This is a genomic window from Cellulosimicrobium arenosum, assembly GCF_014837295.1.
In the GTDB taxonomy this organism is placed as follows: domain Bacteria; phylum Actinomycetota; class Actinomycetes; order Actinomycetales; family Cellulomonadaceae; genus Cellulosimicrobium; species Cellulosimicrobium arenosum.
The window spans coordinates 292,890-305,169 of the sequence record NZ_JACYHB010000003.1 but is presented as its reverse complement, the minus strand read 5'-3'; the positions used below and the strand labels follow the sequence as shown (position 1 = coordinate 305,169).

The following is a 12,280-nucleotide window of genomic DNA, read 5'->3' as shown; positions in this document are numbered from 1 at the left end:
CCCGGCCCGGCGGGCGTGCTCGGGTTCGCCCGGCGCGCGCCGACGGTCTACGGTCGGCGCAGGACCGCCGCCGCACCACCCAGGAGCTCGCATGACATCGACGACCGGCCACAGCACCACCTGCAGCGTCCACGTCGCCCGGCCGCCGCAGGTCGTGTGGGCGCAGATGGTCCACCCGGGAGCGCGCTGGATGCTGGGCATGAACGTCGAGACCGACTACCTGGCGGGGAGCCAGGTGACGTTCGAGGGCCACTACATGGGTCGCGAGTTCGCGGACTGGGGAACCGTGGTCGAGGTCGACCGACCGCGCCTGCTGCACTTCACGCACTTCTCCCCGAGCATGGACCTGCCCGACGTCCCCGAGAACTACCACGACATCCGGATCACGCTCGAGCCGGACGACGCCGGCACGGTCGTGCGCGTCGAGGAGCAGAACATCGAGACCGCCGAGCGTGCCGCCCGGGCACAGGCCCTGTGGACGAAGGCGCTGGGAACGCTCGCCGGTCACGACTGACCCGGCACCGCGGCTACGGTAGGCCCGGGAGGTGGTCCGATTGTCGAGTCGCGCCCGGACCGCGTGGATCGTCGTCGCCGTCGTGGCGGCACTCGTCGCGGTCGGCAGCGTCGCCTGGTACCTGACGCGTCCGGCCCCCGGGCCGGTCGACGTGCAGTCGTCGGACGAGGCCGACCCCACGCCGTCGGGCACGACGACGCCGCCCGAGCCGCTCGACCCACCCGCGGACCCGCTGGCCGGCTGGACCCTCGAGCAGAAGGTGGGTCAGCTCCTCATGGTCGGCGTCGACGTGGGCGACCCCCAGCAGGTGAGCTACGACGCCGTCAGCGAGCTGCACGTCGGCAACGTGTTCCTCGCGGGCCGCACCCAGGCGGGGGTGGACCCGACGGCGGACCTGAGCGCGTCGTTCACCGAGCTCGTCGCGGACACCACCACGCACGGGGCCCCGATGTTCGTCGCCACCGACCAGGAGGGCGGCAACGTGCAGGTGCTGCGCGGCCCGGGGTTCTCCGACATCCCCGCGGCGGTGGACCAGGCCACCGCCGACCCCGCCGACCTGCGGGACGACGCCGCGACGTGGGGTGCGGAGCTCGCCGCGGCGGGAGTGAACCTCAACCTCGCCCCGGTGATGGACCTCGTGCCCGAGGGCACCGCGGCGCAGAACCCGCCGATCGGGTACTACGGGCGCCAGTACGGGTCGACGCCCGACTCCGTCACGTCCCACGCGAACGCGTTCAGCGCGGGCATGGAGTCCGCCGGGGTGGACGTGACGGTCAAGCACTTCCCGGGGCTCGGGCGGGTCACCGCCAACACCGACACGGACGCGGGAGTCACGGACGACGTGACGACGCGCGACGACCCGTCGGTGGCGGTGTTCGCGTCGGGCATCGACGCGGGAGCGGCGTTCGTCATGACGTCCACGGCCGTGTACACGCAGATCGACGCGGACCGGCCGGCCGCCTTCTCCCCCGTCGTGGTGGACGGCATGCTGCGCGAGGACCTCGGGTTCGACGGCGTCGTGATCACCGACGACGTGTCCGCCGCCGCCCAGGTCCAGCGGTGGACGCCCGCCCAGCGGGCGATCCTGACGATCGAGGCGGGCGGGGACATGGTGCTCGCGTCGGCCGACCCGGGCGTCGTGCCGCAGATGGCGGACGCGCTCGTGGAGCGGGCGACGACCGACCCCGCGTTCGCCGCCAAGGTGGACACCGCCGTCGAACGCGTCCTGGCCGCGAAGGACCGCCTCGGCCCGGCTGCGCAGGAGTAGCGCATCGGCAGCGGACCGTGAGGACGACCCGCGACGCTCCTTCCGTGCGGCGGCTCCCGCCGGCGTACGAACCGACCCATGGAAGGACACGCGATGAAGCGCATCAACGTGCTCGGAGACCGCCTCCTCGGCGCCCTGCTCCCCTCGGCCCGCGCGGAGGCCAAGGACTACTACTGCTGGTACAACTACTTCTCCGGCGGGCGGATCGAGAAGTGCTGCCGCATCATCCCGATCAACACGACGTACTGCAACTGGCTCTGAGCCCGCGCACGATGCTCCCGTAGCGGGCCCGTCGCGGGCACCTCGCGGGCACCTTGCCGGCGCGTGGCCAGCGCGGAGCGGCCCCGGACCTCCACGGTCCGGGGCCGTTCTCATTCCGCGGCGAGCAGCCGTGCGACCGGCAGCCTCCGCAGGGAGCGCACGGGCCACCACGCGGCAGCGAGGGCCAGCACGACACCGCCCGCTGCCGCCGCCGAGGCGGCGGTCCAGACGGCGCGCGGCACGTCGTCCGCGAGGACGGCCGCGACACCGAGCGCCGCACCCGCACCGACCAGGGCTCCGAGCACCCCCACGACGCCGGCCTCGACGAGGACCATCCGCCCCACGGTCCGCGAGCGCCAGCCCACCGCCCCGAGCAGCGCGAGCTCGGACGCCCGCTCGCGGACCGCGACGTAGAGGACGTCCGCGACGGTGACGGCGCCGAGGAGCGCGACGAGCCCCGCCGCGACGTAGTCCGCTGCCCGCACCTGCAGGGTGACCGCGTCACCCAGCACGGTCCCGGTGACGGCGCCCCGGAACGCGACGGACACCGCCGCCAGGACTCCGACGGACCCGACGCCGAGCGCCAGCGCGAGCGCCCCTACGAGGGAGCGGCCCGGTGCCCGCGCCACGTTCAGGACGGCGAGCGTCGCGACCCGCCGCGGGGACCACGCACGGCCCACGTGCGACACGGGGGCACGCGTCGCCGAGCCCGGGTCCGCGCGCGAGGCACGCCAGGCCGGCGCGAGGGCCGACACCGCGCCGAGCGCGATCGCGGCGGGGACCGCGAGGACGACGAACGACGGCACGAGCGTGACACCCAGCAGCGGTGCACCGAGCAGCGCCACGAGCGCACCGCACAGACCCGCGACCGCGCTCACCACGAGCGACTCGAGCAGCACGAGACCGAAGAGGCGCCCGCGCGGCCACCCCACGCAGGCCAGGACCGCGAGCTCCGTGGACCGGACGCGCACGGCCGAGCTCGTCGCGTTCCCGACGGCGAGCGCGCACGCGACGAGCACCAGGACGGCGAGCACGAGGCTCTTCGAGTCGACCGCGGTGACGATCGCGGTCGCCACACCGGACCGCAGCCACGCGTCGCCGACGACGAGCGGTGGCCGGCCGAACGAGCCCGCGGGGACCTGCGCCGGGAGCTGCGCCGTGGAGGAACCCACGAGGAGGTCGACGTGCAGCCCGGTCGTCTCCTGGATGCGGTCGGCGACCGCGCGCACCCGCTCCTGGGACCGTGCGTCGAGACCGACGTCGCCCTCGACGCGCACGCGCAGCGTGGCGATGGGGGCGGCGGTGCCGACCGGCAGCGGCTCGCCGCTGCGCGTGTACCCCGCGAGGGACCCGACGGCGTCGAGCGACGTCACGAGCGTCGGCCGCTGCGCCACCCAGCCGCCGATCGCCGACCCCGGCAGGAGCGGCCGGTCGCCGAGCGCGGCGGTGCTCGCGTCGTCGGCCCCGGACGCACCCGCCGGTGCGGACGGCTCGAAGGGGAGGGTCGCGAGCTCCGGGCCGGCGTCGACCAGGGCGGGATCGAACGTCCCGACGGCGCGCAGCGTGACGCTCGCGCCCGGGTCCTCGGGGGCGTGACGGGCGACCGGCCGGGTCAGGACGTCCGCCGCGGTGACGGGCACCGGGTCCCGTCCGGCGTCGTCACGGGTCGCGGTCCCCCACTCGTCCCCGGAGACCTCGACCGGGCCGGGCGTCGCGCTCCCGACGGTGCGGACCGCGTCCACGACGGTGCTCGGGTCGGGGCCGGCGACCGTCGACGGCACGTCCAGCCACGGCGGCCCGCCCGGGCCCGGCGGTGCGGCGAGGGTCGCGAGCAGACGCGCGTGGACGTCGTCGGCGTCGATCTCGAGCCGGTCGAGGTCCGTCCCCCGGACCGGGGTGATCCCGTCGAACGTGTCGAGCGCCCCGCTCACGGTGCGCGACGACAGCACGGTCCGCGCCGCGTCGGCCGGCAGCCGCTGCACGGCGAGCTCCACCTGCTGGTCGAGCTCGCCGCGTGTCGCCGCGAGCACCGGCAGCTCACCGGGCGTCGAGCCGTCACCCGCGGCGAGGTACTGCCCCGACACGACCGCCGCGTCGAGCCCGCCGAGCGCCGCCTCCTGGTCCGGGTCGACGGCGGCCACGAGAAGCGGGACCGTCACGCCGACCCACGCCGTCGCGCCGTCGGGCATCCCCTCGATCACCCCGCCGATCGGCGCGGCGGACGACCAGCACGCGAAGGACTCGCGATCGCGGGGGGCGAACCTGTCGACGTCGTGCCCGGTCCGGTCGCCCCACACGCAGTCCTCGTGCGTCCCGTCCGCGTCGTGCTCGACGATCTTCGGGGCCTCAGGGACCTCGCCCTGGTCGTACACGACCCCGGCCTCCCACGGTTGCCCGGGGACGAGCTCGAACGAGTGGGTCGTCGCGTAGAGGTACGTGTCGCCGTCGGGCACGGTCGTCGTGCCGCGGTCCGAGACGACCGTCGGACGCACGCGCAGGACCTGGCGCTCCGCCGTCGGGTCGAGGTAGGGCGAGAGGTCGACCGGCACGGCGACGTGCTGCATCACGTACCCGACGGTCGCGAGCGGTGCCGCGACGTCGACGCCGGGGAGCGCGCGGACCTCGTCCCACTGCGCGGTCGTGATCCCGTCGGGTGCGGAGGCGACGTCGTCGGCGCGGACGCCGTCCGTGGTCGCGTCGGGCGTGTCGGCGGGCCGGACGAGGATGTCGTACAGCGGCCGAGCGTTCGCCTCGACCGTGCCCGACGCCTCGAGCCGGGAGACCTCCGCGGTCGAGGCGAGGAGGGCGAAGCTCGCGACCGCGACGGCGATGGCGAGGACCGTCGCGGTGGCCCGCCCGAGACCGTGCCGCAGCTGGGACGTCACCAGCGAGATCACTCCTGCACCGCCCCTCGACGGAGCACGGTGACGACGCGGCCGACGACGGCGTCGGCGCGGACGTACCCCCAGAGCCGCGAGTCCACGCTCGCCGCGGGCGCGTCCCCGAGGACGACGACCCGGCCCGTCGGGACCACGTCGCCCGGCCCGGCCTGCACGACGTCGTGGACCTGCGCAGGGACCGGATGACCCGGGCCCGCCGCGACGCGCTTGACGACCAGCCCGCCCGGTCGTGCCGGGATCCCGGGCGGTGCCGGCGAGACCCGCTCGGCGTCCAGCACGACGACGTCGCCCGGGCAGGCACGTCGGCCCCGCACGACGAGCACCCGTGTCCCCGGGGCGTAGGTCGGACCCATGCTGGCACCGGAGACGGTGACGACCAGGAGGCGACGCCGCGCCACGACGGGCGGGACCACGGCGAGCGCCACGAGCGCGAGGACGACGGCGGAGCGTCGCACCGGGGCTGCGGGACGACGTCGGACCGGCCTCATGCCGCGACCGTCCGGCCGTCGAGGATGTGCACGGTGCGTTCGCACGCGGCGGCGACGAGCGGGTCGTGCGTCGAGAGCACGACCGTCATGGGGTGCGTCGCGCGCAGGCCCAGCAGCAGGTCCAGGACGGAGCGCCCGGTACGGGAGTCGAGGTTGCCGGTGGGCTCGTCCGCGACGAGCAGCCGCGGCCGGACGACGAGCGCCCGCGCGATCGCGACGCGCTGCTGCTGCCCGCCCGAGAGCGTCGCCGGCAGGGCGTCCTCGCGTGCGGCCAGCCCGACGGCGTCGAGCAGCTCGCGCGCCCGCTCCACCGCACCGGCCCGCTCCGCCCGCTCCGGCAGCAACGGCACGAGCACGTTGTCGAGGACGCTGAGCGACGGGAGGAGGTGGAACCGCTGGAAGACGAACCCGACGCTGCGCCGGTAGCGGGTGAGGCGCGCGCGCGAGGCGCCGACGAGCTCGTGCCCGTCGACGCGCACCGAGCCGGAGTCGGCCCGCTCGATCGCGCCCACGAGGTGCAGGAGCGTCGACTTGCCCGACCCCGACGGGCCGGTCAGCGCCGTGAGGCTGCCGGGCTCGAGCTCGAGGTCGACGTGGTCGACAGCGACGAGGCGCTCGCGCTGCCCGAGCGGGAACGACTTGAGCACGCCCTCGAGCCGGACGTGCGCACCCGTCGGGTAGCCGGTCCGGTCGCCCGACGACGTCGCGGCCCGTGCGGTCCCGGCGCTCGCGCGCGCCGTGGATCCCTTGGTCACCATGCTGGTCGGTCCTCTCCTACGACGGGTAGCCGATGGACGCCGCGATGCGGCGCAGCCGCGAGCTCGGCTCGATGCCGAGCTCGCGGCCGTACACCTCGCGGCAGCGGCGGTAGGTGGCGATGGCCTCGGACGGACGGTCCGTGCGGATCAGCGCGACCATGAACAGCTCGTTCAGACGGTCCCGGAACGGGTGCACCGCCAGGAGCGGGCCGAGCGCGTCGAGCACGTCCCGCGACCGCCCGAGGGCGAGGCCCACCTCGGCGTGGTCCTCCAGCACGCGCAGCCGCCGGTCGTCGAGACCCTCGGCGACCGCGCGCACGGTGGACGCGCCGACGTCCGCCATCGCAGGCCCGCGCCACCGCTCGAGCGCACCGGCGAGCAGCCTCTCGGCCGCCGCGAGGTCGTCGGCGCGCCGGGCGACCTGCGCCGCGGTCACGTCCGCCTCGAACCGCGCCAGGTCGGTCGCCGCGGGCTCGAGCCGGAGCACGTACCCGGGAGCCACGGTCCCGAGCACCGCGGTGGGATCGGGATGACCCGCGACCGCGAGCGCCTTGCGCAGCTCCGACACGTGTCCCTGCACCTTCGTCACGGCGCTCGCCGGCGGGTCCTCGTCCCACAGGGTGTCGACGATGCTGCCGGTCGACACGACGTGCCCCTTGCCCAGCACGAGCGCGGCGAGCAGGGCGCGGCGGCCAGGCCCGCCGAGCGACACCTCGCAGCCCCCGACACGGGCCCGGAGCGGACCGAGGACGTCGATCTCCAGGCTGTCGGCCCCCGGGCTCACGACGCACCGCCTGCCGTGGCCCGCTCGCGGTAGCCCTCGGCCTGGAGCCGGAACAGCGCGGCGTACTCGCCGTCGAGGTCCATCAGGGCGTCGTGGTCGCCGGACTCGAGCACGGTCCCGTCGTCCAGCACGACGATCCGGTCCGCGTCGCGCACCGTGCTCAGCCGGTGGGCGACGAGCAACGTGGAGCGTCCGCGACCCACCGCGCGCAGCATCGCCTGCAGCTCCGCCTCCGCACGGGGGTCCAGGCCGGAGGAGGGTTCGTCGAGCACGAGCAGCCCGGCGTCCTCGCGCAGGAGCGAGCGCGCCACGGCGACGCGCTGCCACTGCCCGCCCGAGAGGACGACTCCGGCGGGCTCGTGCGCCGGCAGGTCGCCGGGGGCGTCGTCGTCCGCGGCCTCGTCGACCGGGTCTCCCGGCAGACCCGCGAACGCGCGCGTGAGCATCGTGTCGTAGCCCCGCGGCAGCGCGGCCAGCACGTCGCCGACGCCGGCGTGCTCCGCCGCGCTCTCGACGGCACCGGGCTGCTCGGCACGACGGAGGTCGCCCAGCGCCACGTTCTCCCGCGCCGTGAGCTCATAGCAGACGAAGTCCTGGAAGACCGTCGCGATCCGCGATCGCAGGACCGCCGGGTCGAGCGTCGCCACGTCGGTCCCGTCCCAGGTGATCCGGCCGCGCGTCGGTTCGTAGAGCCGGCACAGGAGCTTGACCACGGTCGACTTGCCGGCGCCGTTCGCCCCGACGAGCGCGACCCACGAGCCGGGCCGGATGTCGAGGTCGAGGTCCCGCAGGACCCAGGGTGCGTCGTCGGCGTACCGGAACCAGACGCCTTCGAACCGGATGCCGGTGGTCGCGGACGGCACCGGCGGCGGCCCGGGTCTCGCGGGACCGGCGGGACCGGCGGGACCGGCGACGGCGGCCGGACCCGACCCCGGCGCGTGAGGCGACGGCGCCGCGTCGTCGACGATCTCGACGTACCGGCCGATGAGGACGAGCGCCTCGTCGATCACGGCGACCTGCCCGACGATCGCGGCCACCGAGCCCTGGACGGCACCGAGCGCCGCGACGAGCAGGGTGAGGTCCCCGACGGTGCCGACCCCGGCACCGATGCGGAGCACCGTCATGACGAGCACCGCGCCGGCCACGAACGCGGTGAGGAGCGCGAGCCAGGTCTCGGTGCGCACCGTGACGCGGTCGACGTTCCGTTCGGCGGCGTGCACCGAACCCACCTCGTCGAGCATGCGGTCGCGGAAGTGGTTCCCCAGGCCGAAGAGCCGGATCTCCTTGGCCGTGCGCAGATCGGTGAGGAGGGTGGCGTAGAACAGCCGGCGACGGGCCCGGGGGCTGACGAGCGCGGTCGTCGAGCTGCGGAGCCGCCCGAGGCGCAGCTGCGCCACCAGTGCCGGGACCGCCGAGGCCAGGACGAGACCGGCCGCGAGCGGCGACAGGACGACGAGCGACACGGTGAAGGCGCTCACGGTGACGAGCGACTGGACGACCGAGACGAGGGCGGCCGTGAGCAGCACGGGGCCGGACTCCCCCGCGAGCCGCGCCAGCTGCAGCCGGTCGTGGTACTCGGGGTCCTCGAGCTGTGCGATCCCGGTCGGCCGGACGACGGCGCCGAACAGGGTCGCCTGCATGTGCAGGCTGACCCGCCGCGCGATCTCCTGGTCGAGGTACCTGGCGACGTGCGCGAGGACGGCGCCGAGCGCACCGGTCACCGCGAGCCCGATCGCGAGGAGCACGGTCGTGCGCACGGTGAGCCCGGTCCCGAGCCCGTCCACGAGCGCCTTGGTGAGCCAGGCGGCCGCGACGGGGACGAGCCCGGCGGCGGCGATCGTCGCGGCCCGCGCGACCACGGTCGCAGGGGCCGCCCGGTGGTACAGCCTGGTCGCGACGACGAGCGCGCCGACCCGGCCCCGCCACCCGGCGCCCCGGGCGGCGCCGGTGCGTGCGCCCATCACCGCACCGTCGCTGCGGACGACACGACGTCCTGCAGGACGAGACCGGCGGCGGCGACCCGCGTGTCGGCCCCGAGCAGGACGTAGGACGGCGTGCCGCGGACGCCGAACGCCGTGCTGACCTCGCCCCCGTGCTCCTCGCGCACGAGCGGGCCGGCGTGGCGGAGCGCGGGGGCGAGCTCGAGGGGGTCGCCGTCGCCGACCAGGACGGGCACGACGACGATCCCCGCCGCCGCGAGGCGCGGCACCTCGGCCACGAGCGCGGGTGCGTGCTCGACGCACGCCTCGCACGTGGTCGAGAAGAACGCGAGGAGCGTCGGCGTGCCGGCGAGGTCGGCCGCGACGAGCTCGACGCCGTCCTCCCCCGACGCGGTGAAGTGCGGGGTGGGCGAACCGACCCGGGTCCCGACGAGCTCGGGCACCGGCGTGGCGGTGGGTCGCGCCCCCGCGCGCAGGTGGCGGACCACGGCGAGCGTGAGCGCGAGGTCGACGAGCACGAGGACGGTCAGGACGACGACCGCGGCGGTGAGCAGGGGCATGCGGAACCTCGATGGTGGGTGGGTGCGACGGGTGGGCGAACGGAGCTCAGCTCCGCGGGGGGGCCAGCGCGGCCAGGTCGTCGAGGTGCGCGACGAGCGCCACGACGACGGCCGCGACGACCGCCCCCAGGAGGACTCCCGCCGGGTCCGGGGACGGGGCGGTGGAACCGCCGGGCGGGTCGCCCCGGACGGTCCACGGGACGACCCCGGCGACGACCGCGACACCGACGAGCACGACGTTGCGCGCGAGGTGGCGGGACGCGACGGGCGCCGTGCTCGGCCCGAGGCAGTGGCACGCGGTGCCCGGGCTCGTGCTGCGGGCGCGCGCCAGGACGACGGTGAAGACCACGAGAAGGGCACCCACCCCGGTGGCGCTCGCGCTCGCGAGGACCAGGGCGGGTGGGGCGACCCGGCTCGTGCCGGCCGGGCCGGCTCGACCGAGGACCAGGACGAGGACGGGCGCGAGGAGCCCGACGATCCCGGCCGTCTCGAGCGTCACGGCGAGCCGGGCGAGCGGGCGAGCCGTCGGTTCGTCGCGGCCGGTCAGGTGGGCGGCCGACGCGACGAAGCCCCGCCAGGCGTCGCGGGTGGTGACCGCCCCGGCGACGGACACGAGCAGGACCCCCGCGAGGACGAGGGACGCGACGATCCACACGTACGGCATGGTCCCCCCTCGGACATGCTGAGTGACGTCGTGACCTGCGGCGCCGCCGGGTCTCGGTGCGTTCCGCGGCCCCAGCGTCGTCCTCGACGGGCTCGGTGTCAATACTGACTCACCGGTTAGTAAGAAGACTCCGGAAACTCTTGACCTCCGGCGGCACACGAGGCATCCTGGTCGTGAGAGAGCGCTCTATCGCGACGAAACGGACAGCATCGTGGCTCGTCCGCCGACCGTGAGGCCCTCGTGACACCGACGTCCGAAGGAGCACGCCCATGCAGACCCGTACCCCCTACCCACCACGAGGCCCGGTCACCGGCACCCGTCGAGACCCGCGGCCCGCCCGTCGTCGTCTCGCCGCGGCGACCGCCGCCACCGCGCTCGTCACGCTCGGCGCGCTGTCCCAGGGCGCCGCGGTGGCCGCACCCGAGGACCCCCTCTCCCAGGACCGGCCCGCGACGTCGTCCGGCGACGAGTTCGGCTGGAGCGGCCCGGCCGCGGCCGTCGACGGCGACCGCGGCACCCGCTGGTCCAGCACCGCCGCCGACGGCCAGTGGATCCAGGTGGACCTCGGCAGCGTCCACGACATCGACCGCGTCGACCTCGACTGGGAGACGGCGTACGCGTCCGGCTACCGGATCGAGGTCTCGTCCGACGGGTCGTCCTGGTCGACCGCGTACAGCACGACGACCGGCGAGGGCGGGGACGAGAGCCTCGACCTCGACACGAGCGGACGCTACGTGCGGCTCGCCGCCACGCGCCGCGCCACGCAGTGGGGCGTGTCCCTGTGGGAGCTGCAGGTGTTCGGGAGCGACGGTGCCGGCGACCCGGACCCCGACCCCGACCCCGACCCGACGACGGACGGGCTGCTGTCGTACGGCAGGCCCGGCACGGCCTCGTCCTCGCAGGAGCAGGACCCGAGCTGCTGGGACTGCACCCCGGACAAGGCGCTCGACCTCGACCCTGCCTCGCGCTGGGCGACGTCGCCGGCGACCGGCTGGGTCGACGAGGGCTGGATCGCCGTCGACCTGGGCGCCCCCGCGCACGTCAGCAGCGTCGTCCTGCAGTGGGACCCCGCGTACGCGACGGGCTATGACGTCGAGGTGTCCGACGACGGCTCGTCGTGGCGCAGCGTCTACTCCACGACCACGGGGTCGGGGTTCAAGGAGACCATCCCGCTCGACGCCGACGGTCGGCACGTGCGCGTGCACATGAACGACCGCAGCAGCGCCTACGGGTACTCGCTGTGGGAGTTCCAGGTGTACGGCACGGGCGGGTCCGCGACCACGCCGCCCGCCGATCCGGCGGACCCCGACTTCGACGACCTCGAGCTCGTGTGGAACGACGAGTTCGACGCCCCCGCCGGCAGCCCCGCGGACTCCTCGAGGTGGCACATCGACTCCGGCTTCCCGCAGAACGGCGAGCAGCAGGTGTACACCGAGTCGGGCAACGGCTTCCACGACGGGCAGGGGAACTTCGTCATCGAGGCGCGCCGCGAGAGCGTCGAGGGCCGTGAGTTCACGTCCCACCGGATGAACACCTCGACCGCGCTCAACACGCAGTACGGCCGGTTCGAGGCGCGGATCAAGATCCCCGAGGGGCAGGGCTTCTGGCCCGCGTTCTGGATGATGGGGTCCGACTTCCTCGAGGGACGTCCGTGGCCGTACAACGGCGAGATCGACATCATGGAGAACGTCGGCCTCGACCCGTACACGTCGCACTCGACCCTGCACGCGCCGTCGTACTGGGGCGCCGGGGGCCACGGCGGCCCGGCCACGCTGCCGAGCGGCGCGAAGCTGACCGAGGACTTCCACGTCTGGGCGGCCGAGTGGGACAGCGACGGCATCCAGTTCTCCCTCGACGGCGTCGACACGTTCTACGCGTCGAAGGAGGTCGTGGAGTCCACCCGCGGGCCGTGGGTCTACGACCACGACTTCTACCTGATCCTCAACCTCGCGGTCGGGGGCGACTGGCCCGGACCGCCCGACGCGAGCACGCCGTTCCCGGCACGGATGCTCGTGGACTACGTGCGGGTCTACGAGTGACGACCCGCCGCTGAGTCGCCCGCCCCACCGGGGCGGCCCACCCGGTGCCCGACGACGCGGAGGCTGCTCCCGCGCCGTCGGGCTCCGGCGTCCCGGCGGGGGGCC

General features: G+C 75.2%; 11 protein-coding genes. 4 read left to right on the top strand and 7 right to left on the bottom strand.

The genetic code is table 11. The features are described 5' to 3' along the window. Positions 1–91 precede the first annotated feature (91 nt). The 3 genes from IF651_RS05890 (at position 92) to IF651_RS05880 (ending at position 2,042) form a co-directional block, all read left to right on the top strand. Complete coding sequence (locus IF651_RS05890; protein WP_191828156.1) at positions 92–514, top strand: SRPBCC family protein; 423 nt, start codon at positions 92–94, stop codon at positions 512–514. Positions 515–545: 31 nt separating this feature from the next. Further along, positions 546–1,781 (top strand): glycoside hydrolase family 3 N-terminal domain-containing protein, encoded by a 1,236-nt coding sequence (locus IF651_RS05885; RefSeq protein ID WP_422110450.1) that lies wholly within the window; start codon positions 546–548, stop codon positions 1,779–1,781. Between the two features lie 78 nt (positions 1,782–1,859). Then, positions 1,860–2,042, top strand: a complete 183-nt coding sequence (locus IF651_RS05880) for a hypothetical protein (protein WP_191828154.1) — start codon at positions 1,860–1,862, stop codon at positions 2,040–2,042. Between the two features lie 110 nt (positions 2,043–2,152). Here IF651_RS05880 and IF651_RS05875 read toward each other — a convergent pair whose 3' ends face one another. From IF651_RS05875 to IF651_RS05845, 7 genes are read right to left on the bottom strand one after another with little or no spacing between them, the layout of a single operon-like run. Next, a complete protein-coding gene (locus tag IF651_RS05875) occupies positions 2,153–4,927 on the bottom strand; it encodes an ABC transporter permease (RefSeq protein ID WP_191828153.1) in 2,775 nt (924 codons plus the stop codon). Positions 4,928–4,935: 8 nt separating this feature from the next. Next, entirely contained in the window at positions 4,936–5,430 is a 495-nt protein-coding gene (locus IF651_RS05870) for a S26 family signal peptidase (RefSeq protein WP_191828152.1), read from the bottom strand. Then, positions 5,427–6,188, bottom strand: a complete 762-nt coding sequence (locus IF651_RS05865) for an ABC transporter ATP-binding protein (protein ID WP_191828151.1) — start codon at positions 6,186–6,188, stop codon at positions 5,427–5,429. The genes IF651_RS05870 and IF651_RS05865 overlap by 4 nt, the downstream gene beginning before the upstream one ends. A gap of 16 nt (positions 6,189–6,204) precedes the next feature. Then, complete coding sequence (locus tag IF651_RS05860; protein ID WP_191828150.1) at positions 6,205–6,972, bottom strand: BTAD domain-containing putative transcriptional regulator; 768 nt, start codon at positions 6,970–6,972, stop codon at positions 6,205–6,207. Beyond that, positions 6,969–8,933 (bottom strand): ABC transporter ATP-binding protein, encoded by a 1,965-nt coding sequence (locus IF651_RS05855; RefSeq protein WP_191828149.1) that lies wholly within the window; start codon positions 8,931–8,933, stop codon positions 6,969–6,971. Before IF651_RS05855 ends, IF651_RS05860 begins: the two co-directional genes overlap by 4 nt. After that, the gene (locus IF651_RS05850; RefSeq protein ID WP_191828148.1) at positions 8,933–9,472 is read right to left on the bottom strand and encodes a TlpA disulfide reductase family protein; all 540 of its coding nucleotides are present in this window, start codon (positions 9,470–9,472) and stop codon (positions 8,933–8,935) included. The genes IF651_RS05855 and IF651_RS05850 overlap by 1 nt, the downstream gene beginning before the upstream one ends. Positions 9,473–9,518: 46 nt before the next feature. Further along, positions 9,519–10,136, bottom strand: a complete 618-nt coding sequence (locus IF651_RS05845) for a MauE/DoxX family redox-associated membrane protein (RefSeq protein ID WP_191828147.1) — start codon at positions 10,134–10,136, stop codon at positions 9,519–9,521. Between the two features lie 269 nt (positions 10,137–10,405). On the opposite strand from IF651_RS05845, the gene IF651_RS05840 reads away from it, so the two are divergent. Continuing rightward, positions 10,406–12,175, top strand: a complete 1,770-nt coding sequence (locus IF651_RS05840; protein ID WP_191828146.1) for a discoidin domain-containing protein — start codon at positions 10,406–10,408, stop codon at positions 12,173–12,175. The last annotated feature ends 105 nt before the right edge of the window (positions 12,176–12,280 follow it).

Coding starts and splice junctions, on each gene's coding strand:
- IF651_RS05890 (WP_191828156.1), top strand. CDS start 92: ATGACATCGACGACCGGCCACAGCACCACCTGCAGCGTCCACGTCGCC.
- IF651_RS05880 (WP_191828154.1), top strand. CDS start 1,860: ATGGAAGGACACGCGATGAAGCGCATCAACGTGCTCGGAGACCGCCTC.
- IF651_RS05870 (WP_191828152.1), bottom strand. CDS start 5,430: ATGAGGCCGGTCCGACGTCGTCCCGCAGCCCCGGTGCGACGCTCCGCC.
- IF651_RS05865 (WP_191828151.1), bottom strand. CDS start 6,188: ATGGTGACCAAGGGATCCACGGCGCGCGCGAGCGCCGGGACCGCACGG.
- IF651_RS05855 (WP_191828149.1), bottom strand. CDS start 8,933: ATGGGCGCACGCACCGGCGCCGCCCGGGGCGCCGGGTGGCGGGGCCGG.
- IF651_RS05850 (WP_191828148.1), bottom strand. CDS start 9,472: ATGCCCCTGCTCACCGCCGCGGTCGTCGTCCTGACCGTCCTCGTGCTC.
- IF651_RS05845 (WP_191828147.1), bottom strand. CDS start 10,136: ATGCCGTACGTGTGGATCGTCGCGTCCCTCGTCCTCGCGGGGGTCCTG.
- IF651_RS05840 (WP_191828146.1), top strand. CDS start 10,406: ATGCAGACCCGTACCCCCTACCCACCACGAGGCCCGGTCACCGGCACC.